This is a genomic window from Shewanella oncorhynchi, from assembly GCF_030848765.1.
Lineage (GTDB): Bacteria > Pseudomonadota > Gammaproteobacteria > Enterobacterales > Shewanellaceae > Shewanella > Shewanella oncorhynchi.
Genome location: NZ_CP132914.1, coordinates 4624600 through 4646655 on the forward strand (window position 1 = coordinate 4624600; position 22056 = coordinate 4646655).

The following is a 22056-nucleotide window of genomic DNA, read 5'->3' on the forward strand; positions in this document are numbered from 1 at the left end:
GTTTCAGGCAAGAAAAAGCCCCAAGAACATGGGGCTTTTGACATAAAGTATTAAAGTTGTTCGCTCTATCTAGTTATGCTATTGATCTTGCAATACTTTTTAGTGATTGAGCATAAGTTCACCGCTGAGGCTGAAAATTATTTCGCATTAACTATCGACTTTTGGTAGTAATAAACCACTTTCCGAAACTTCACCAATTAGTGGCTTTGTATCCAAATTGATTCAGCGAACAAGGCCCACCAAAGCATTAACAGGTTCATTTTGAACAAAGCTAGGTTTTAGATTCATCTCTCTTACTGGTTAACGCATAGAGACCACCGGAACATACTGTATTAACTAAGGGACTTTAATACAGTCCGACAACTCAAGCTACCATATTAAACATGCTCTAAATTGGGGATAAATTAGGACCATTATAATCCACAGACTGAGAATGAATCTAAAACAATTTCGCATGAATTTACTTTAGGAGATTTCCAGAGAGCCTTATCGAGCTCTGCGTTGCAACCCGCATCTTCGATCAACGCGACATCATTTTCACACAAAAGCATAACAACATTTGAACCTTGAACATCGACTTTCACTACGTAGCCTGAAAAATCTCGTTGAATAATAGTGTTAACACCAGACTTCTCAAGAACGCTTGCATTTTCTTTAGTGGCTCCTGGTGAGAATTTAACGTAACCATCTACCTTTTTGGAGAGGTCCTTAAATTTGGAGCCTAAATCATACATTATCTCATCGTCATATTCTTGTGCGGAACAAACTTGAGTGCTAATAATTAATAATAAGGGGATAAAAGAAAATTTCATCATTCACTCCATGCAGTTAAAGAGCCATCAGGTGCTCGACCAGTATCTAAGTTCCAATCCAGAAACTCAGTAGGTTCCTTACTCTGGAAAACCACTTGGCCAAGTATTGTCACGTACTTACGAATGTTTTGAACAGCCAAATCAAAGACTTCATCATAGTCCATTGGTCCTCTTGGCGTTGGAATTTGTCGTATGAATACCAGGGCGACTTCATCAAGCATTGGATAAGTTAAACCTGCATTTACAGCGACATGTCGTGCAAAAGGAAAGAGTCTATAACTCTCTTCTGCGGTATCTACAACCTTCTGAAAACCTTTGTGCCATAGATCAATATTTGGAGGACTTTGCTGAAACTCTATCGGATAGTTTTGTTTCAAGCTTGATAACCATACTGTAGTTACCGCATTAGCTAGTTTGTTAGTGTCAGTATCAATACAATTACCAATATTGAGTCGAACCCTATCAGCAAGACCGATTTGCCCCAGGTTCAAACGTTGCCATATGTATGCATCTTGGTTCATTTCACAATTGCGATGCGCCTTCGCATTTTGTTCGTATGGCCCTACAATTTTTTCTACAACAGGATGTATGGTGATATCAGCGATGACATGTGATATGTAACCACATAACCATGCAAAAGCACGTTCCTGAGCTTCACCAGTTAGTTGACGAATATTCATTGCTGCGTATTGGATGAATTGGCCTGTCCGCGTGTAGTGCATTAGGTCAGCCCATGTGTTCTGTTCTTTAGATCCAATCGCGAGGTATGGATAATCAGGACTGACAGCACCTAATTCAGAAAATTGAATATTCTGTGAAAGAATAAATCTTGCTTCTTGTGGCATCTCCTGTAGAGATGCCAAAGCAGCGTTGCTTAACGCAATATTTACCGCTGTAATGTGAGCAAATGCACCTGGCATGATGTCTCCTTTCTAATCAGTTCAATTGTATTCCAATGCAATAGTAGAACATCTATTATGCATATTTTTATCGAAGGTTAATATTGCTGATTGTGGCGGCAACGGTAATAATTATGGAAAAGAACGATGTCACTATTACTAACAAAAGTGTCATAGACTCAACACTGTATCGAATTTTCCTGTTTTACTCCGTCTGTCCTTACTAAATGTATGGAACCTAAACATCAGCGATGTTTACATATGTAGCCAAAATTAAGGCAATCAAGTTGAAGTCAGTAATACAGCTAGCTGCGTATATTTCAGATGCATCATCTGTACTATGCAAACCAATAAAGACAATTGAAAAGGCTGTAAGTAAAACTGCTTGTGCTATCTCATTTCTTAACAACTTTAAGAAATGACTTCGCCTTTCAGCAACAGCTGAATACATATCATGCCTCCTATACTATGGCTCCTTAATCTTTGAACTGATTTTTTAGCTCTTTGGTGACTGATATAACACCTTTGATGTCTGCACTCTGAACTTTAGCAACTAAATCTAAAAGTTGAGTTACTATAACTAACCCTTCTTCTATTTTATCAATGAGCTCAATATGTGATTTGGCTTTATCAATTATCCCAAGAATTTCATCTTGCGACATATCAAGGTCTTGTAGGACTTTTTGAGCAGCATCAATATAAAAGCTGTTGGCCTCCTGTCTCAAAATAGAAGCTTGTTCAAATGCTTGTTGCGCGACTTCATGAGAAATCAATTTTTTCGCTGCGGCAGCCACTGTCTTTGCGTGCAGCATATCAGCAGACTCCGTAAGTTTGTCTGCGAATGCTTCAATTTCTATTGCTGTAGATAAAGCCATTTATTATCTCCCTAAAAATTTGATCAACTGACGTTTAACATTTGAACATTTTTGGTGGCGCTTTTTATATCTTTAGTCAAAGCCTTCAAAGAGGCTTTCAAATCATCGCCAGACAGGTCATCAAGATGCTTGAGTAATTCGGTATGTCCTTCTGAAACCTTTTGTATGCCTTGTTCCGCGCTCAGGAAAAAAGATTGTGCTTGCTCATATTCTCGACGTTTAGAATCTTCATGAATCCTGGCCAACGTAGCCAATAACTTGTCCTTTGGTGTATCGGCATAAATCAATTCAATCTCAAAGAAGCCTAGTACGGTCCGTTTTTCATTTTCATTAGTTTTCGCATAGAGGCGTACTAGGTTCCTCATTCCGTCTAACAAGTGCTGGAAAGAAGCATCACCCTCACGAACCATCTCTTTCACGGCTTTTTCTTGAATGCCAGCAGTAACCCATCTGGAAATCAGGTTAGATATATTCGCCACTGCATCGACCTGTGTTTTCGATATTCCAAACTCAGGATGTGCTTTTATTCCACCCGCAATACCATTAATTTCACCTGATAAGTCGTACGTATCCTCTCCTGCAAGCCTTGCCAATGTCTGCATGTAGAGCGTTGCTGTTCCATGAATCTTTAACAAATCGTCATAAACTTCTTTTCGCTTTTTATCGTTCGCTTGGGCGCTGACATCGACTGGGCCTGAAATGTAAAGCCGCTCTCTTTCATAGGTTGTATTAAATCGATTGGTAAGTTGGGTATATCCTGACAGTTCTGCTGAAGCGTTTGCGAACTCTCGAACTGGTTGTAAATTGGAGCAACCAGCTAAATAAAACACTACAAATATACCTGTGATGTGATGCCATCGTTTCATAGAAATTGTCCTTTTGTATTCATGTGTAGGCTATAAATAAGCTGGTGTAGCTTTATCTGAAATCCTATGTACTACAGCCTAAGCGCTTAAGAATAGCAGTGCTTGACTTTAAAGTAGGGAGCTTGTAGTTCAACCTTGACTGTAACTCATTGATTCTAAGTGATTTAGAGCAATAATGAGTTTGCCTTGGTGTCGACTGCTCCATATAAAATGCAGCGGCGTTGCCAGACTTGTCATAAACGATTTTGTAGTAGGCTGAAGGCACTGCATGAGCTTCATCCGCAGCAGGCATTTTAGGCATTGGCTTTTCATACAGAGGTCCAGTCACAACAAATAAAGTGTTACGATAACTGACAGCATCCCGCTCTGCATCTTCAAGATTTTTCCAAGCACCTTGGTTAAGGTCTTTATCTTGTGGGGTAATATTACTCAGGTAGTTGAGTTCATACCAATATCTAGACCCTGCAAATGAAGCCAAAGGTGCCTGATGTCCTCGGTCCGCATCTAGAGGCTCTTTACTGGCATCTTTATAATCGTTCTCTTCCAATGTGGCATCTGGAGATAAGAACGGATCACTTGCCCAGTCTCTACCAGGTGATTCACCAAAGTTGGCAACATCAACCTCATAAGCAACCCAATCCGCCATTTTAGTATTACTGTTATTAGATAATGCGTAGAGATGACCGAATACTAAATTGTTACCAACAGGGTTTTCAGGGCAGCTAACTGGGCAATGGACGGAATAAATAGAATCAGCGGAATATACTGCTGGTGAGCTTAATATTAATAAGGCAAATAGCGATATTCGCATCAATCCAACTCCTTTTGGTAGAAATTGTCTCCAGAATAGCATTTTATATACCGAAAACAACACTATTATCAGTTATATGAATCAATAGCACCTGACTATTGTTAGTTGCAATTTTTAGCATTTTCATAAAAACGGAGTACATAAAATCTGTATCCGTAGCTAGTTTAAAATTTGATTTGAGCTAGTTCTTCTGAGCCAAGAATTATCGCAACACAGCAGCTGACAAAACTAAACGACAACTTTATTCGAAGCAAAACGCTATTACACCATATCAATATTGGTACAAATTATCGATGTTCATTACATAATTTCAATGTAATTGACACCTGGGGAGATCTCCCTCGCCCATCGCGGTGTATTATTCTTGGATGAAGTGGCTGAATTTCCTCGTAAAGTCTTAGATTGCCTGCGTGAACCGATGGAAACCGGCGAAGTAGTGATTTCCCGCGCCGCCGCTAAGCTGACATTTTTAAGTCGATTCCAATTAATCGCAGCGATGAATCCTAGCCCTAGTGGCGACTTGGATAGCCATCATAGATCCAGCCCAGAACAAATCCAACGTTACCTTTCGCGGCTTTCAGGTCCGTTTCTCGATCGTTTCGACTTGACCATAGAAGTGCCCAAACTTCCCGCGGGCACTTTGACTCAAGCCGCGCCGCAGACAGAAACCAGCCAAGATATCGCCAAACGAGTTAAGCTAGCACGTGAGCTACAACTCGCCCGTGCTGGTGTGCTCAATAGCGAACTTACAGGGAAAGAATTGAAACGCTTCAGCGGACTCAGTGATGCTGATTTAGTATTTTTGGAGCAAAGCGTGGTGAAGCTTGGCCTTTCGGTTCGCAGTTTTCATCGTATACAAAGAGTCGCCCGCACTATCGCCGATCTTGAACAAGCCCCTAATACCGAACGCCGTCATCTTGCCCAAGCACTGGGTTATCGTGCTATGGATAGGTTGCTGGCACGACTATCCCAGCAATATTAAGTCAGCCACTTTACAGTGAAGATGAACAAATGCACCGACCAGCAGTGCCTAAGATTGAGCCAAACGCCTACACCGAGTAACATAGGCCTCCAATTTTTGTCAGGGGGCTCGGATGGGAATGCTGTTTTCACAGATAAAAGGCTGTATTGCATTTTTAGGTTACGTTATAAATACCGTCTTTTGGACTATCCCAATCGTGTTAATCAGTTTTGTAAAACTGATACCTATCAGTCCATTAAGGACTGCGACTAGTCATGTGCTCGATTTTTGTGCCAGCGCTTGGATCAGCGTCAATGGCGTGATTGAGCGTTGCTTACATCCCGTTAAAATAGAACTGAGTGGTGACACCGACTTTTCCACTAAAGAGTGGTATATGGTGATTGCCAACCACCAGTCTTGGGTCGATATCCTGATCCTGCAGCGGATTTTTAACCGAAAAATCCCTTTCTTAAAGTTTTTCCTCAAGCAAGAGCTGATTTTTGTACCCGTATTAGGCCTAGCTTGGTGGGCACTCGATTTTCCTTTTATGCGTCGTTATAGCACAGCGCAGTTGCGTAAGAATCCTAAGTTAAAGGGCAAAGACATTGAAATTACACGTAAAGCCTGTGCTAAGTTTAAGGCTAAGCCTGTGAGTGTGATGAACTTTGTCGAAGGCACGCGCTTCAGCAAGGCTAAGCATCAAAAACAAAACTCACAGTTCCAACATTTGCTAAAACCTAAAGCGGGCGGTATGGCCTTCGCGCTATCAGCCATGGGTGAACAGATCCACAAGCTAGTCGATGTCTCCATTTACTACCCAGACGCAGTACCGAGCTATTGGGACTACCTGACAGGCAAGTTGCCAAGCGTTAAAGTACACATCAAGGTCTCCGATATTGATCCTGCAATGCGCGGCGATTATATGAATGACCGCGATTTTAAAATTGGCTTCCAAGAACAACTGAATCAACTCTGGCTCACTAAGGATCAAGTGTTAAGCCAACTCGCTAGCCAAGCGAATAAAGAATAAAGGTAACGCCACTATGTTGAATTTCCTGCCTGGTTCAGTGTTGTTTATTCTGAGCTTAAGCTTGCTGATCATTAATACCGCCGTTTGGGGCTCGCTTATCAGCATTGGCGGATTAGTGAAACTTGTGATGCCAGCACAAAATGCGCGCAATGCGGTGACTACGGTCATGAACCGTTTTATGTGGGCTTGGGCCTGCTGCAACGGTGGCATCTTGTATTTGATCGCTAAAATTGAGTGGGATGTCAAAGGGCTCGAAGGACTCGATAAAAACAGCTGGTATTTGCTGATCAGCAACCACCTCAGTGGATTCGATATCGCCGCGCAAACTTACGTGTTACGTAACCACATCCCTATGCTGAAGTTCTTCCTCAAAAAAGAACTCGCCTATGTGCCGATTATGGGACTGGGTTGTTGGGCGCTGGATATGCCTTTCATGAACAGGACTAGCCCGGCAAAACTTAAAAAGAATCCAAAGCTTAAGGGCAAAGATTTAGCGACCACACGCCGCGCCTGTGCCAAGTTTAGCAATATGCCCACGTCAATCATTAACTATGTTGAAGGCAGCCGTTTTACCCAAGATAAACATCAGCGCCAAAACTCGCCTTATCAACATTTGTTACGTCCTAAAGCGGGTGGTATCGCCTTTACCTTATCAGCCATGGGCGAACAATTTACTAACCTGCTGGATATGACAATCGTCTACCCAGATGCGCCTGAAGATATTCTGTTTGGGGTGATGAATGGTAAGGTCAGTAAGATTATAGTGCGAATTAACGCCCTGCCCGTGCCTCAGGTAGATGCGGCGCGTTATTTCTCTGAGTCTGAGTACCGCGTCGAATTCCAACGCTGGTTAAACCAAGTGTGGGCGGAAAAAGATCAACAAATTCATGCTTTACTCCAAACACATCAAAGTGTGAATAATAAGGCCACCAGCCCAAATCACACTCAAGCAAGCTAGCTCGCCTCTAGCTTTGCTCTAGTTCAGCAACGCATGCCGCTGCAGCGGATAACTCCAATTCATTGAATACGGTTATTCCTGCGGCACTGAGTTTTTCAGCTGTTAATCCTTGTCCCGCAATTAACTGTTTTACAAATTGACCATCGTAAATCTGCCTATTACCACAGGATGGACTACGGGCTTTTAAAATCGCCACTTTAATCCCGTGTTGCAGCGCCAGCTTAAGCGCGAGATCAGCTCCCAGACTAAAAGCGTGGGTCACATCCTCACCTTGGGCAGTTAAGATGCGCTGTCCAATCCGCTCCGCTGGCGGTCTAGGTGTTGGCAAACCGCCTGCACATTCGGGACAAATCGCCACAATCCGCCCTTGCTCGAGCCACGTTTGCACCAGCTCGCTCTCCATCAAGTTATGGCCACCGTCGTAGCGCACCGCTTGTCCGAGTAAACAACTACTCACTAACACTTTTTCCACTGTCATCCCCAAATGTCTCATTCCGCCCATAGCATAACGTGAAGGATAAACATGCCAAATGCATTTGGATGATTTTCCCCAAAACCATCAACATCCGCAACAAGGTTGGAAGGTTAAAACCACTCCATTGTTGACAATTTAATATTTAAATATTCATAACATAAAATATTAATAACGAGATAATAAAAATAAAATGATAAAAATCAACAATAAAAACAGAAATTCATTGAAATATAGACTTACGTCTAAGTAAACACATTGTTGACAATCTGCCAAGGGAGGGCTATTTTTTACCCATTGTCGACAATCCTATTAATAGTGATGCGTTCTATGTTGAAGCAAGACACGACGTTCGTTTCTGATGACACTCAAGTTCCCCACCTGCACAAGGTCAAATCGACCTCGGCAGATAAGACGTCGACCACATTAGCCGATCAAATTTTGGTGCAGATCCAAACCAGCATCATCAAGGGCGAACTGCCTGCAGGCAGCAAGATTAACGAGCAAGCACTGGCCGAAAAATACGGCATCAGCCGCGGGCCGACCCGCGAAGCACTGCAAACCTTAGAAAGACAACGTTTAGTGGTGCGTGCGCCCCATGTTGGTGCCCGCGTCGCCCAGCTAACAGTGAGTGAACTTAACGATTTATATCAACTACGTAGCGTGCTTGAAGGCATGGCCTGCGAACTCGCCGCCAGCCGTATTACCCCAGAACAATTAGCCAAATTAGAAGATCTGCTCGCAACGCAAGAAGCGGCGCTCGCCAAGGGCGATACTTACTTCCAAGAGGAAGGCGATGTCGACTTCCACTACCAAATTATTCAAGCCAGCGGTAACAAGCATCTGCAGGAAACCTTAGTCGGCGGCCTGTATCACCTGCTACGTATGTACCGCTACCAGTGCACCAATAAAAATCGCCCAGTGAAAGCGATTGCCGAACACAGACGCATAGTCGAAGCCATTGCCCAGCGCGATGGTGAGTTGGCCAGTTTGCTGATGCGCCGCCATATCGAACAGGGGCGTAAAAATACCGAATTACGCTTAATTGAATTGCAAGCCAATGCAGCCGCAAAAGAAACCTTAGCCAACATTAGCTAAGTTCTTACGGCTCAATATGCCCACTTCCCATAAAATGGAAAAGGATAAAACCATGACCCAAAGCGCAGGATTACGTTTTCGCCAAGCTCTTGCTAAGGCCAAACCGTTACAAATCGTTGGCACCACCAATGCCTATTTTGCCTTAATGGCAGAGCAAACTGGCTTCCAAGCCTTGTATCTTTCGGGCGCTGGCGTTGCCAATGCTTCCTACGGTTTGCCTGACTTGGGCATGACCTCAATGAATGACGTGCTGATTGATGCAGGCCGCATCACCTCTGCCACGCAGGTGCCTTTATTGGTCGATATAGATACTGGCTGGGGCGGCGCATTCAACATTGCTCGTACCATCAAAGAATTCGAAAAAATCGGCGTCGCTGCTGTGCACATGGAAGACCAAGTGTCGCAAAAGCGTTGCGGTCACAGACCCAACAAAGCAGTCGTGAGCATTGAAGAAATGGTCGATCGCATTAAAGCGGCCGTCGATGCCCGTACCGATCCTAACTTTGTGATCATGGCGCGTACCGATGCGGTTGCCGTGGAAGGTTTAGAAGCGGGAATTGAACGCGCTCAAGCGTATATCGCCGCCGGTGCCGACATGATCTTCGCCGAAGCCTTAACTGAGCTAGACCAATATCGCCATTTTAAAGCACAGGTAAAAGCGCCGATTTTGGCCAACATGACTGAATTTGGTCAAACCCAATTGTTCAATAAAGAAGAACTCGCCGAGGCGGGTGCCGACATGGTGCTCTACCCACTCGGTACTTTCCGTGCAGCCAACCAAGCCGCACTGAACGTCATGCAAGCGCTGATGAATGATGGTCATCAACGCAACGTGCTAGACACTATGCAGACCCGTAAAGACTTGTATAAATACTTGGGCTACCACGCCTTTGAAGACAAGTTAGATCAACTGTTCAGCCAAGATAAATAACCGAAAAGCTGCAACCCTACAGGGTTTGGCGTTAAAACAGATTTAGCGTTAAACAAATTACATAAAAAGTGCAGCCTTAACCAATAAATGTCGGCGAATAAGTGCTCTGAAATGAGCACTGAAATCCGCCAGCAATAACCAAACAGAGTTAACGGAAGGGAAGGATTATGTCAGAAGCTAAAAAACTAAGCGGTGCAGGATTACGTGGCCAGAGCGCAGGCGAAACCGCATTGAGCACAGTGGGCGTGTCAGGCTCGGGCCTAACGTACCGCGGTTATGATGTGAAAGATCTCGGTGAAAATGCCACCTTCGAAGAAGTAGCCTACCTTATTCTTTACGGCGAGCTGCCCACTCAAGCCCAACTTGATGCCTACAAAACCAAACTCAAAGGCCTTCGCGGTCTGCCACAAGCATTAAAAGAAGTATTAGAGCGCATTCCTGCTGAAACTCATCCTATGGATGTGATGCGTACTGGCTGCTCTATGCTAGGTAACTTAGAAGCCGAGCACAGCTTTGCCGAACAGAGTGAAATCACCGACCGTTTACTCGCCGCATTCCCATCGATCATCTGTTACTGGTATCGCTTTAGCCACGATGGCGTGCGTATCGATACTGAAACCGATGACGATCAAATTGGCGCACACTTCCTCCACTTATTACATGGCAAAGCGCCGTCGGCACTGCATGCTAAAGTGATGGACGTATCGTTAATTCTTTATGCAGAACATGAATTTAACGCATCAACCTTTACCGCTCGCGTCTGTGCTTCCACCCTGTCAGATATGCATTCATGCGTCACTGGGGCGATTGGTTCACTGCGCGGTCCGCTGCATGGCGGCGCGAACGAAGCGGCGATGGAACTGATCCAAGACATGAAAGATGAAGCCGATGCGCGCGACATCTTAATGGGCAAACTCGAGCGTAAAGATAAGATCATGGGCTTCGGCCACGCAATTTACCGCGACAGCGATCCACGTAATGCCATCATCAAAGAATGGTCAGAAAAACTGGCTGCCGCCAATGGTGACGACCGTCTATACCGGGTATCGGTTGCCTGTGAAGCCCTGATGTGGGAACAGAAAAAACTCTTCTGTAATGCAGATTTTTTCCACGCCAGCGCGTACCACTACATGGATATTCCGACTAAGTTGTTTACGCCTATCTTCGTGTGTTCACGCGTTACAGGCTGGGCGGCGCACGTGATGGAGCAACGCTCTAACAACCGCATCATCCGCCCGAGTGCCGATTATGTGGGCGTTGCGCCGCGCAAAGTGGTACCGATTGCCAACCGTTAAGCAAAATTGACCACACTTGGCGCGAGATTTCACTCAATGTAAGTCTCGCGCCAACTTCATTTTCCGAAATGGATGATGTTATGAGCACTGCTATGAATACCCAATATCGCAAGCCCTTACCCGGCACTCAACTCGATTACTTCGATACCCGCGAAGCCGTAGAAGCCATTCAAGCTGGCTCGTATGCCAAGCTACCTTACACCTCGCGCGTTTTAGCTGAAAACTTAGTCCGTCGCTGCGATCCGGCCGTTTTAACCGACTCGCTAAAACAGATTATCGAATCTAAGCAAGAACTGGATTTTCCTTGGTTTCCTGCCCGCGTGGTGTGCCACGACATTTTGGGGCAAACCGCTTTAGTTGACCTTGCGGGTCTGCGTGACGCTATTGCCGCTAAGGGTGGCGATCCGGCCAAAGTGAACCCTGTTGTACCAACACAATTAATTGTGGATCACTCACTCGCTGTCGAATTTGGTGGTTTTGATAAAGACGCCTTCGCCAAAAACCGCGCCATCGAAGACAGACGCAACGAAGACAGATTCCACTTTATTGATTGGACGCAAAAAGCCTTTAAAAATATTGATGTTATCCCTCAGGGTAACGGCATCATGCACCAAATTAACTTAGAACGTATGTCGCCTGTGGTGCATTCACGCAATGGCGTGGCCTTCCCAGATACCTTAGTCGGCACCGATAGCCACACGCCGCACGTTGATGCGCTCGGCGTTATCGCCATAGGTGTCGGTGGCTTAGAAGCCGAAAGCGTCATGCTAGGGCGCGCATCCTATATGCGTCTACCGGACATTATCGGTGTCGAGCTCACGGGCAGACCACAGCCAGGCATTACGGCTACCGATATCGTATTAGCCTTGACCGAGTTTCTACGCGCACAAAAAGTCGTCTCCTCTTATTTAGAGTTCTTCGGTAAGGGCGCAGCGGCGCTGACATTAGGCGATCGCGCCACGATTTCGAATATGACACCTGAATTTGGCGCCACTGCGGCCATGTTCTACATCGACCAGCAAACCTTAGATTATTTGACCTTAACTGGCCGCGAAGCCGAGCAAGTTAAACTGGTTGAAACCTATGCCAAAACCGCAGGTTTGTGGGCCGACAGCTTGACCGAAGTGCACTATCCACGCGTACTGCATTTTGATTTATCTTCGGTGGTGCGCACCATTGCAGGGCCATCAAACCCACATGCACGGGTGCCAACATCAGAATTGGCTGAGCGCGGAATTAGCGGCGTAGTCGAAAACGAGCCAGGCTTAATGCCCGATGGTGCTGTGATTATTGCGGCGATTACCAGCTGTACTAACACCAGTAACCCACGCAACGTGATTGCTGCAGGTCTCATTGCCCGCAACGCCAACGCTAAAGGCTTAAGCCGCAAACCTTGGGTCAAAACCTCACTGGCACCAGGCTCAAAAGCGGTGCAGTTGTATTTGGAAGAAGCCAAGCTATTGCCTGAACTTGAACAACTCGGTTTTGGCATTGTTGGTTTTGCCTGCACGACGTGTAACGGCATGAGCGGCGCGCTGGATCCTGTGATTCAAAAAGAAGTGATCGACCGCGACTTGTACGCCACCGCTGTGTTATCGGGTAACCGTAACTTCGATGGCCGTATTCACCCTTATGCAAAACAAGCCTTCTTAGCATCGCCGCCATTGGTCGTCGCCTACGCGATTGCAGGCACCATACGTTTCGATATTGAAAAGGATGTGCTGGGATTAGATAAAGACGGTAAGCCATTAAAACTTATCGACATTTGGCCATCGGATGAAGAAATCGATGCCGTGATTGCGACTAGTGTTAAACCTGAGCAGTTCCGTAAAGTGTACGAGCCCATGTTCGATTTAGCCGTCGATTATGGCGAAAAAATCAGCCCGCTGTACGATTGGCGTCCGCAATCTACTTATATTCGTCGCCCACCTTACTGGGAAGGCGCATTGGCGGGTGAACGCGCACTCAAAGGTATGCGACCACTGGCGGTGCTGGGTGACAACATCACCACAGACCATTTATCGCCATCGAACGCCATTATGATGGACAGCGCCGCAGGCGAATACCTGCACAAAATGGGCTTGCCGGAGGAAGACTTTAACTCCTACGCCACCCACAGGGGGGATCACTTAACCGCCCAGCGCGCCACCTTTGCCAATCCCAAGCTTAAAAATGAAATGGCGCTGGTTGATGGCAAAGTACGACAAGGCTCACTGACGCGTATCGAGCCAGAAGGCCAAGTGACCCGTATGTGGGAAGCGATTGAAACCTATATGGAACGTAAGCAGCCGCTGATCATCATAGCGGGCGCAGATTACGGCCAAGGTTCGTCCCGTGACTGGGCAGCCAAAGGCGTGCGTTTAGCGGGGGTTGAGGCCATTGTTGCCGAAGGTTTCGAGCGCATCCATCGCACTAACTTAGTGGGTATGGGCGTGTTGCCGCTGGAATTTAAAGCCGGCGACAATCGCGCCACCTACGCCATCGACGGAACCGAAGTGTTCGATGTGTTCGGCACGCCAGCGCCACGAGCGGATTTGACTGTCGTTATCAGCCGTAAAAATGGTGAGCGCATCGAAGTGCCCGTCACCTGTCGCCTCGATACCGCCGAAGAAGTGTCAATCTACGAGGCTGGCGGCGTATTGCAGCGTTTTGCTCAGGACTTTCTTGAGTCAAATCAGGCTTGAGTCGAGATTTGAATCGACGCCCGTGTCTGGTTAGAGACGACTCTTAAATATCAGCTAGCAAAACCGAGCGCCAGCGACTTCACCATTAAGTTACTGGCGCTCATTTGGACTCCATTGGAGTCCTTTTGGAGTTAATGAATGAATGCTTCAACAATCCACGCGCCACAAATCAAAGTCGCCGCAACCTATATGCGCGGCGGCACCAGCAAGGGCGTGTTTTTCCGTCTGCAGGATTTACCTAAAGCCGCACAAGTTGCAGGTCCCGCACGTGATGCCTTGTTACTGCGAGTGATAGGCAGCCCAGACGCTTACGGTAAACAAATCGATGGCATGGGCGGAGCCACCTCGAGCACCAGCAAAACTGTAATCCTCTCCCCTAGCACCCAAACCGATCACGATGTCGATTACCTCTTCGGCCAAGTGGCGATCGATAAACCTTTTGTCGATTGGAGCGGTAACTGTGGCAACTTGACCGCCGCTGTCGGTGCCTTTGCCATCAGCAATGGCTTAATTGATACGGCCCGCATTCCACACAATGGCATCTGCACAGTCCGAATATGGCAAGCCAACATAGGCAAAACGATTATCGCCCATGTGCCAATCACCCAGGGTGAAGTGCAAGAAACCGGTGATTTTGAGCTCGATGGTGTGACCTTTCCTGCCGCCGAAGTGCAAATCGAATTTATGAATCCGGCTGCTGACGAGGATGGCGGCGGTGGCAGCATGTTCCCTACGGGTAATGTTGTCGATGTGCTAGAAGTGCCGGGCATTGGCAGCTTTAACGCTACTATGATCAACGCGGGCATTCCCACCATTTTTATCAACGCAGAAGACTTAGGCTACACGGGCACAGAGCTACAAGATGATATTAATAGTGACAATGCCGCCCTTGCCAAATTTGAAACCATTCGCGCCTATGGCGCCGTACGTATGGGCTTGATTTCACATATTGATGAAGCTGTTGCACGCCAACATACGCCTAAGATCGCCTTTGTCGCTAAGCCTAAAGCCTATGTGTCATCGAGCGGTAAAACCGTCAATGCAGATGAAATTGACCTACTGGTACGCGCCTTGTCTATGGGCAAACTGCACCACGCGATGATGGGCACGGCTGCCGTTGCGATTGGTACGGCGGCGGCAATTCCCGGCACTTTAGTCAACTTAGCCGCAAGCGGTGGAGACACTCAAAAAACGATAGATGCTGTACGTTTCGGTCATCCCTCTGGCACCTTGCGCGTTGGCGCCGAGGCAAACTTAGTGAATGGTGAATGGACAGTCGTCAAAGCCATTATGAGCCGCAGCGCCCGCGTACTGATGGAAGGTTTTGTGCGGGTGCCCGCTGCGTAATTTTATCTAAGTAAACTGTTCAACCAAAGACCTTGCTTCTCCCCCTTCCGGCAAGGTCTTTTTTCTATTCTCGCCCATCATTTTAATCTGCTTCGCCCGTATTTGTCTTAGCATGATATGTTGACATACCTGAAACAATGCTAAGATCCTTTAGCAAAAACGCCAGAATACAAACTCGTCATAAAAAGAATATTGGCAGTAAAACGGTACAGTTAATATATTGCATGATCTATTACAGAATCGCGCCCATCGATTTTGGTTATTTTTAAACCAAGTCAGCAATTTAAGTCGCATTTTTACAGCAAAATGGCATGTAAGGTCTAGGCTAAGAACTAAACTAAATAGAAACCTAATCAGGATGGGTCCGTTTTTGGTAGGGGAAAATTTGAGTCAACTAATCCACAAGCTAATGCTAAGTACGCTTTTTATCCTAAGTTTGTGGGGGATCTCGTGCAATGGATTAGCTCAACCATTGAGCGCGGCTTCCACACAGCTCAAATTTGAACATATTCGCAGTGAAGACGGCCTTACCCAAAATACGATTACTAGCCTGTTTATGGACAATGCAGGTATGTTATGGATTGGCACTCAAGATGGTTTGCATGCTTATAACGGTCACAGCTTCAATATTTTCCCCCATTCACCCAATGATCCGAGGAGTATTTCTGAGAGCTATGTATCTGACATTATTCAAGACTCAGAAGGTAATATCTGGGTTTCGACTTTCAGCCAAGGGGTAAATCGACTCGATTTGAGCACAGGGACCTTTGAACACTTTGGCCAAGAACAAGGGCTTACCGATCCACGCACAACCAAACTCAGCGTTGTAGGCAATACACTCTGGATTGGTACTAAAGCAGGACTATTTTCCCTATCGACCAAAACCAAACGCATTACCCAAGTGAACTTAGGTAATAGTGTTCAACCCCACATCACCAGCTTAGCCAATGTTGAAGACACTTACCTGCTGGCAGGAACACAAGATAGCGGCACCTTTGCTGTCAGTGCCAATACTATTACTCGCTTAAATGTCCCGCAGAATCTCACTGCACATCAAATTAGGGCACATTCCGCTAATGCGATCACTTTAGCTCTGGGAGAGCAATTATGGCATTACAACTTGGCCTCACAACAGGGCGAAATCCTCTGGCAGACAGACGATAATGTGCCTTACATTAAAGATTTTATCCAAACTGAGCAGGGTGACTTTTGGGTTGTTGGGCCAGAAGCCGGTCTTATTCAACTCGAGAGAAACGATAAGGCATTTATTGCGACTTACCACAGGTATGATCCTAAGCGTACCAACAGTATCAGTGAAAATAACATACTGAGCTTACTGCAAGATCCCTTTGGCAATTTATGGTTAGGTGCCAGTTATTCTGGTCTAGATAAAATAAATACGCGCCGTCAGTATTTTCAGCATATTTACGAATCCACCCCTAACCTGTCGCAACAAAGTAACAACATACGCACCTTGTTCCGCAGCCAAGATAATGCGCTATGGATAGGCACCGAAGGTGCTGGGCTTAAACGCATGTTAGCCAATGGAAAATATGAACACTACACGGAGCTCTTTGCTAACGCCTTAGGGATGCATCAACGCAACTTGAATCTTATCCTGCGAGATATAGACCAAGACAAAAATGGCGTGCTTTGGTTTGCCACTAACTATGGGTTAGGTCGACTGGCGCTAGATGGCCACTTCCAATTACTCAAGGTGACAGAACGCACTGATCAAGGCTCAGAAACCAATTATATCCGTAGTTTAGATATTGATGAGCAAGGTCGCCTCTGGGTGGCAACAACCAATGCCCTCTACCGTAAGGCGATAGATACCGATGAATTTACTTTTATCTCATTGGCACATATTGATAATTTCTATCCAGCACAAAACCAGTTTTTAATCCTCAGAACACACAAAGACACGCTATGGATAGGTACTCTCGATGGCCTGCTTAAGCTGGATATGAAAACAGGCACAGGTAAATCCTACTTCCATCAATCCTCAGACAAAAACAGCCTGATCAACAACCGTGTCCGCGATATTTTAGTCACAAAATCGGGCGAGGTATGGTTTGCCACCCATGGTGGGATCAGCAAGTTACCGTCCCAAGAGGCCGATGCAGGTTTTAGCCACTATACCCGCAATCAGGGATTACCAAGTGATACCATCTATGCCTTACTCGAGGATCAAGAACACAACATTTGGTTTAGTAGTAATGCGGGGATAGGAAAGCTCAATCCTAAAACCAATCGTGTCATCATATTTAATGAGCAAGAAGGGCTACAAGCACTGGAGTTTAACGGTGGCGTAAAACTTGAAGACAGCGATGGCGATCTCTGGTTTGGTGGCATTAATGGCATAAATCGTTTCAATCCAAAGTCAATTCCAGATCAACGACCCGATGTTAAAGTCGCACTCACTGGCTATAGTATTGCGGGTAAAGGGCACACTATTCTCGATTTGAGCCATCCACCTAGCATAGTAATGGACTATAGCGATCAGCTGATCAGTTTTGAGGTGACCTCATTGGATTTCAGCTATACGGGTAAAAACCGCTTCAGCTATTTTCTTGAGGGATTTGATAACGAGTGGCATGAGCTCCCCACAGGTAATGAAATCACCTTCACCAATATTAATCCTGGTCACTACCAACTGCATGTTCGCCATGGGCTGCAATACAACACTCAAGGTGACTACGCCCTTTCTGTCGATCTTCATGTACAAGCGCCCTTCTATCGAACTCAGTTCGCCTACGCCCTCTATAGCTTGCTCTCTCTATGGCTGTTGGCTTGGATCATTATCTGGCGTAAAAGAAAACGCCAGCAACAGCGCGAATTTGAAACCAGTATCCGCGCCTCAGAGGAGCGACTCAAACTTGCACTTTGGGCCTCTGGCGATGGCATGTGGGACTGGAACATACCAGAAAATCGCGTCTATCGTACCAATATGGATTCTTCAGTCCCCCATTGGAATAGCAGCAATATAGCCCATGAGAGCATGCACTCAGAGGATAGGGAAAGATTCAAATTTGAGCTTAACGAACACCTTCAAGGTCGTTCGCCTTTCTTCGAAGCAGAGTACCGAGTCGAACGCTCCCCCGGTAATTGGGTATGGATTTTAGACCGCGGTAAAGTGGTGGAAAAAGACAGCCTAGATAATCCGATCCGCATGACAGGGACCAATCGTAACATTACCTCGCGCAAACTGATTGAAAACGAGTTAGTACTGTCATCACAAGTGCTCAACAGTATGAACGAAGCCGTTGTAGTGGGAGGATTAAACTATCGAATTCGTTCGGTCAACCCAGCATTTTGTGCCATTACAGGGTACACAGAACGCCAAATAACCGACAGGCATTTCATTCACTTAGCCTTTAGTCGCCAACAGCGGGAGTTGTTCAATACAATTGAACAACAGCTACTGCGTCACAAACATTGGGTAGGAGAACTGTGGATCCGCAATAAACAACGTCAGGCCATTTTAGTCTGGCTTGAAATCAACCAAGTGATCGATATCAAAGGCGAAACCAGTCACTTCGTTGCAGTATTTACTGACATCACAGAGCGGAAAAAAGCCGAAGAAGATCTGCGTTTCCTCGCCAGCTTCGACACATTAACTGGCTTACCGAACCGAACCTTATTTCAAGACAGGCTCAACCACGCGATTACTCAAGCGCACAGAGCGAATAATATCGTTGCCTTGCTGTTCTTAGACCTCGACCGCTTTAAACATATCAACGACTCTATGGGTCATCATGTCGGGGATTTGTTACTGAAAGCCGTGGCAAGACGACTGCAAAATGCAGTGCGTGATGGCGATACTGTCGCACGCTTAGGTGGCGATGAATTTACTATTATTTTAGAAGGTGTTGCGAAAACAAAAGCCGCAACCCTGATCTCAGAAAAAGTGCTCAGAGCATTCCAAACGCCCTTCCTATTGGACGATAAAACGCTGACCATCTCGACCTCAATTGGTATCAGCTTATACCCTAACGATGCGGACAATGCCGACTCACTGATTAAATTTGCCGATACCGCCATGTACCACGCAAAATCATCAGGTCGAAATAACTTTCAGTTTTATACCTCTAAGTTAAATGAAATCGCCACCCGTCATGTACAACTCGAAAGTGGTTTAAAGGAAGCTATCCAACGCAAAGAACTAAGCTTAGTTTATCAACCTAAATTCTGTTTACGAGATGGTTCACTCACAGGACTGGAAGCACTTTTACGTTGGTATCACACTGAACTTGGTCCTATTTCACCTGTGGAATTTATTCCACTGGCGGAAGAAACGGGTATCATCACTCAAATTGGCCATTGGGTGATCAACCACGCCTGCCAGCAATTAGCCGAATGGAATAGCCTAGGATTTAACGGGATCACTATCGCCGTCAACCTATCGGCTCGCCAACTGAAGGCGGACATTATCTCCACCATCGAAGTCGCTTTAGCCGTATCAGGTCTCCCGGCTCAATCCCTTGAGCTTGAGCTTACTGAATCAATGATCATGGGCAATCCGCAGGAGTCGGTCAGCATCCTATCTAAACTCAAGGCCCTAGGATTGACCATAGCCGTGGATGATTTTGGGACGGGTTATTCGAGCCTAAGCTATCTCAAACGCTTCCCGATAGACACACTCAAAATCGATCGAGAATTTGTCAGAGACATCACCAACGATCCCGACGATGCCGCCATCACCAGCGCCATTATTGCCCTCGCTCACAGCTTAGAACTGAATGTCGTCGCCGAAGGCGTAGAGACCCAAGAACAGCTCAACTTCTTGGCGATGCAAGGCTGCGATCAAGTACAAGGTTTTTTACTGAGTAAACCCTTAAATGCCGAAGATTGTTTAACCTTACTCAAAAATCAATCTAAGCCACAGCCACTTTGATTTAAGGCGTTACCAACAAAAACATTTGTCTAGTCCTGAAATAAGTTGACACTTATTTCCACCTAAAACGCCTGATGAACCTCATCGGGCGTTTTGTATTTTAAGGCCAAATGGGGCCGTCGTTGATTATAGATGGCGACCGCTTCTGCCACCATCTGTCGTGCCTCCTGCAGCGTTGCTGGCTTATGTGTTAAAAACTCCTGCTTCAATATGCCATTTACTCGCTCTGCTAACGCATTTTGATAGCAGTCATATCCGTCTGTCATTGAGCATGTCACACCATGATGAGTGTGAACCGCTTGATAAGCGTTTGAGCAGTATTGTATTCCTCGGTCTGAGTGGTGTATCAGCGGTTTACCTTTGTCTTGCCGCTGCCTCAGTGCCTGTTTGTACGCTGTTAGCACACCATCTGTTTTGAGATTATCATCAACATGATAGCCCACGATTTTTCGTGACCAGGCATCGGTCACCAGGCTTCAGTAGGCTTCATTATCTTGCAGTGGCAGATAGGTAATATCAGCCACCCAGACTTGTTCTGAGCGAGTGATGTCCACTGTTGCTCACTGGGCTTAAGCCAGTTGGGATGACACCTAAATCGATGATGACTGTGAGTCGTTTTATGGTACGCCCGTTTAGGCGCGACCAACAAACGATGCGCTCTGAGGCTGCTAAATAACCGGTCTCGCCCAATCACTATTTGATGCGATTTATTCAGTAAATACTGTAACTTGCGTGTACCTATTCGAGGTTGAAACAAGCGTTCATATTGCACCGTTTGCAATACATGTTGCTCCCTCTGCTCTGATATTTTTTGCCGCTGACATTGCTGATAATACGCCTGACGCTAATCCCGAGGTAGCGGCAGCATTGGGTGACGCGATACCCTATGGCCGTTTTTTCTTGGAGCGTTTCGCGCGTGGCTTTTTTACGACAGAAATCCCGTAGTCAGTGCTAAGTTTTTCGACAATGGCTTCGAAGAACGCGGCTTTCATGCGGGTATCCTCAAGTTCGGCTTCGAGTGCTTTTATCTTTTGCTCGGGAGTGAGAGTGGTGGGCTCAGTCATTAAATATCCTCGCATTGATGTAGACGGTGTCCCTTGGGAGCAATCCAGTTTTCCATGTTTGCGAAGCCAAACTAACACGGTGGAACAACCTGGAATACCGTACTTGTCTTGGGCCTGCTTATAGGTCAGCTCGCCTTTTTCAACTTGGTCGACAACGGCCAATTTAAAAGCGAGGGAATAATCACGTTGAGTTCGTTTAATTGTTGAAGTCATCACACTCTCCAAAATGAGTTTGAAAAGTGTCAACGCTATTTAGGACGGGTCATTAAAACATAAAAAAGCGCAATTATATTGCGCTTTTTTATTGTGTGCAATCGATACAGCATTATCATCCGCTCATATGACAGCAGTGCGGGTAACGCCTATCGAACTATTTTTTTGCTAGGTAGAAAGCAATTTCTAACAGCTCGTCGTAGGATTTGATTGCCCCTGTTTCAACACGGTACTTACCGTTAACAACCAGAGCAGGTACACCCGTCAGCTTAGCGTTTTCAGTATCACGCTTCATCTTTGCCATTTGCGCCTTTACCATGAAAGACTCTGCAGCCGCATCGAAGGTTTTACCATCGACACCGTTAGCAATAAACACAGCACGAACATCATCGCGATTAGTAAAATGCTGTTTCTTCTCATGAATAGCAGAGAATAACGCCGCATCCATTTTCTCATCGACGTTTAACTGATGTGCGACTGCAAATGCGCGTGACATTTCAACCCCCATCTCTTTGCCGATAAAATCAACGTGTGCTTGGTTAAACGCAACGCCTTCTGGCTTATCGGTGAGAATTTTTGGCACTACGGTTTTAGAGAAAGTAAAACAATGCGGACAATAGAAAGAGAAAAACTCAGTAATCTCAGGCTTCGCTGTTGCTGGGCCATCGTTAATCACTGTGTAATGCACACCTTCTTGGTATTCCACAGCCGATACTGCCAGTGGCGCCAGTAACAGAGCCGCGGCCATGAGTAATACTTTTTTCATGAAAATTCCTTAAATCATTTTGATAAATTGGCTGGAGACTAACATATTCCATTTTTTGAGTGTAACTCAAGCTTAAG

The 22056-nt window shown here is 45.9% G+C and carries 16 protein-coding genes and 2 pseudogenes; 9 read left to right on the top strand and 9 right to left on the bottom strand.

Going from position 1 to position 22056, the window contains the following annotated elements; all coding sequences use genetic code 11:
• Window positions 1–413: 413 nt before the first annotated feature.
• The 6 genes from RA178_RS20380 to RA178_RS20405 all read right to left on the bottom strand — a co-directional run bounded on the left by RA178_RS20380 (window position 414) and on the right by RA178_RS20405 (window position 4263).
• Window positions 414–812: a hypothetical protein gene (locus RA178_RS20380; RefSeq protein ID WP_306683623.1), complete on the bottom strand. Its 399-nt coding sequence runs from the start codon at window positions 810–812 to the stop codon at window positions 414–416.
• Window positions 812–1732: a zinc dependent phospholipase C family protein gene (locus tag RA178_RS20385; protein ID WP_306683624.1), complete on the bottom strand. Its 921-nt coding sequence runs from the start codon at window positions 1730–1732 to the stop codon at window positions 812–814. The genes RA178_RS20380 and RA178_RS20385 overlap by 1 nt, the downstream gene beginning before the upstream one ends.
• Before the next feature lie 217 nt (window positions 1733–1949).
• Complete coding sequence (locus tag RA178_RS20390) at window positions 1950–2162, bottom strand: hypothetical protein (RefSeq protein WP_306683626.1); 213 nt, start codon at window positions 2160–2162, stop codon at window positions 1950–1952.
• A gap of 25 nt (window positions 2163–2187) precedes the next feature.
• Window positions 2188–2586, bottom strand: coding sequence for a hypothetical protein (locus RA178_RS20395; protein WP_306683628.1), 399 nt, complete (start codon window positions 2584–2586; stop codon window positions 2188–2190).
• 23 nt (window positions 2587–2609) lie between these two features.
• Window positions 2610–3452 (bottom strand): hypothetical protein, encoded by an 843-nt coding sequence (locus RA178_RS20400; RefSeq protein ID WP_263186595.1) that lies wholly within the window; start codon window positions 3450–3452, stop codon window positions 2610–2612.
• A gap of 64 nt (window positions 3453–3516) precedes the next feature.
• Window positions 3517–4263 carry a DNA/RNA non-specific endonuclease gene (locus RA178_RS20405; RefSeq protein WP_306683630.1) on the bottom strand — a complete coding sequence of 249 codons (747 nt, stop codon included), beginning with the start codon at window positions 4261–4263 and terminating at the stop codon, window positions 3517–3519.
• Window positions 4264–4588: 325 nt separating this feature from the next.
• On the opposite strand from RA178_RS20405, the pseudogene RA178_RS20410 reads away from it, so the two are divergent.
• The 3 genes and pseudogenes from RA178_RS20410 to yihG (RA178_RS20420) form a co-directional block, all read left to right on the top strand.
• Window positions 4589–5245, top strand: a pseudogene (locus RA178_RS20410) (ATP-binding protein); the annotation flags it as partial.
• A gap of 112 nt (window positions 5246–5357) precedes the next feature.
• The gene (gene yihG, locus RA178_RS20415) at window positions 5358–6254 is read left to right on the top strand and encodes a 1-acylglycerol-3-phosphate O-acyltransferase, YihG family (RefSeq protein WP_131524935.1); all 897 of its coding nucleotides are present in this window, start codon (window positions 5358–5360) and stop codon (window positions 6252–6254) included.
• Between the two features lie 13 nt (window positions 6255–6267).
• Entirely contained in the window at window positions 6268–7212 is a 945-nt protein-coding gene (yihG, locus tag RA178_RS20420; protein ID WP_263236944.1) for a 1-acylglycerol-3-phosphate O-acyltransferase, YihG family, read from the top strand.
• Window positions 7213–7219: 7 nt separating this feature from the next.
• Here yihG (RA178_RS20420) and RA178_RS20425 read toward each other — a convergent pair whose 3' ends face one another.
• Window positions 7220–7684, bottom strand: coding sequence for a 2-thiouracil desulfurase family protein (locus RA178_RS20425; RefSeq protein WP_198573268.1), 465 nt, complete (start codon window positions 7682–7684; stop codon window positions 7220–7222).
• Between the two features lie 330 nt (window positions 7685–8014).
• On the opposite strand from RA178_RS20425, the gene RA178_RS20430 reads away from it, so the two are divergent.
• The 6 genes from RA178_RS20430 to RA178_RS20455 all read left to right on the top strand — a co-directional run bounded on the left by RA178_RS20430 (window position 8015) and on the right by RA178_RS20455 (window position 19936).
• Window positions 8015–8782: a GntR family transcriptional regulator gene (locus RA178_RS20430; RefSeq protein ID WP_006084449.1), complete on the top strand. Its 768-nt coding sequence runs from the start codon at window positions 8015–8017 to the stop codon at window positions 8780–8782.
• Between the two features lie 52 nt (window positions 8783–8834).
• Window positions 8835–9713, top strand: a complete 879-nt coding sequence (gene prpB, locus RA178_RS20435; protein ID WP_006084450.1) for a methylisocitrate lyase — start codon at window positions 8835–8837, stop codon at window positions 9711–9713.
• A 167-nt stretch (window positions 9714–9880) separates the two neighbouring features.
• A complete protein-coding gene (gene prpC / locus RA178_RS20440) occupies window positions 9881–11008 on the top strand; it encodes a bifunctional 2-methylcitrate synthase/citrate synthase (protein ID WP_011848086.1) in 1128 nt (375 codons plus the stop codon).
• 80 nt (window positions 11009–11088) lie between these two features.
• Window positions 11089–13692 (top strand): Fe/S-dependent 2-methylisocitrate dehydratase AcnD, encoded by a 2604-nt coding sequence (gene acnD, locus RA178_RS20445; protein WP_306683638.1) that lies wholly within the window; start codon window positions 11089–11091, stop codon window positions 13690–13692.
• A gap of 138 nt (window positions 13693–13830) precedes the next feature.
• Window positions 13831–15039 (top strand): 2-methylaconitate cis-trans isomerase PrpF, encoded by a 1209-nt coding sequence (gene prpF, locus RA178_RS20450; protein WP_306683640.1) that lies wholly within the window; start codon window positions 13831–13833, stop codon window positions 15037–15039.
• A gap of 370 nt (window positions 15040–15409) precedes the next feature.
• Window positions 15410–19936, top strand: coding sequence for an EAL domain-containing protein (locus RA178_RS20455; RefSeq protein ID WP_306685435.1), 4527 nt, complete (start codon window positions 15410–15412; stop codon window positions 19934–19936).
• A 62-nt stretch (window positions 19937–19998) separates the two neighbouring features.
• On the opposite strand, the pseudogene RA178_RS20460 reads toward RA178_RS20455, so the two are convergent.
• Window positions 19999–21213, bottom strand: a pseudogene (locus RA178_RS20460) (IS3 family transposase).
• A 157-nt stretch (window positions 21214–21370) separates the two neighbouring features.
• Window positions 21371–21979, bottom strand: coding sequence for a thiol:disulfide interchange protein DsbA/DsbL (locus RA178_RS20465; protein ID WP_168826000.1), 609 nt, complete (start codon window positions 21977–21979; stop codon window positions 21371–21373).
• Between the last annotated feature and the right edge of the window lie 77 nt (window positions 21980–22056).